Genomic DNA, 660 nt, shown 5'->3' with positions numbered 1-660 from the left:
GCGATCGTGAGCGCGGCGGAGCCGGGCGAAACGGGTCGTTACGTCAAACGGGTTCGTCGTCGTCGGTGTCGCGGAGGAAGCGTTCGGGGTGGTGGTAGGTGTTGGTGCGGGGTTGGCCGTGGTCGAGGTGGGGTGGGGGGATCCATTCGGTTTCGCCGCGGGCGTTGGTGCGGGTGGTCCAGCCTTGTTCGGCGAGCCGGTTGTCGGGCCCACAGGCCAGGGTCAGGTCGTCGATGTCGGTGCGCCGGGTGTTTTGCCAGCCTCGGACGTGGTGGACCTGGCTATGGTAGGCCGGGGCATCACAGCCCGGCCTGGTACATCCGCGATCCTTGGCGTAGAGCATGATTCGCTGCGCCGGGGAAGCCAGCCGTTTGGTGTGGTGCAGCGCCAGGGGCCGCCCGTTGTCGAAGATCGCCAGATAGTGGTGGGCGTGGCCGGCCCAGCGGATCACATCGGACATGGGCACCAGCGTGCCGCCGGCCGTCAGGGCCTTACCGGCCGCAGCCTCCAACTCCTGCAACGTGGTGCTCACCACGATCGACACCGGCAGCCCGTTATGGGAGCCCAAGTCCCCCGATGCTAAGAGTCCGCGCAGCCCGGCCAGGAAGGCGTCGTGGTGGCGTTGCGCCGTGCTGCGGGTGTCGCGGCGCACCGCGTCCT

General features: G+C 68.8%; 1 protein-coding gene. It reads right to left on the bottom strand.

Features of this window, described 5'->3' with window-relative positions; genetic code table 11:
- Nucleotides 1–43 precede the first annotated feature (43 nt).
- On the bottom strand, nucleotides 44–660 hold a 617-nt coding region (locus A9X03_RS23650; protein WP_156736837.1), incomplete at its 5' end, for an HNH endonuclease signature motif containing protein.

Origin of the sequence: Mycobacterium sp. E1715, from assembly GCF_001667625.1 — a bacterium.
Taxonomy (GTDB): Bacteria; Actinomycetota; Actinomycetes; order Mycobacteriales; family Mycobacteriaceae; genus Mycobacterium.
Note: the sequence above shows the minus strand (reverse complement) of the source record. Positions and strands in the feature narration are given on the sequence as shown.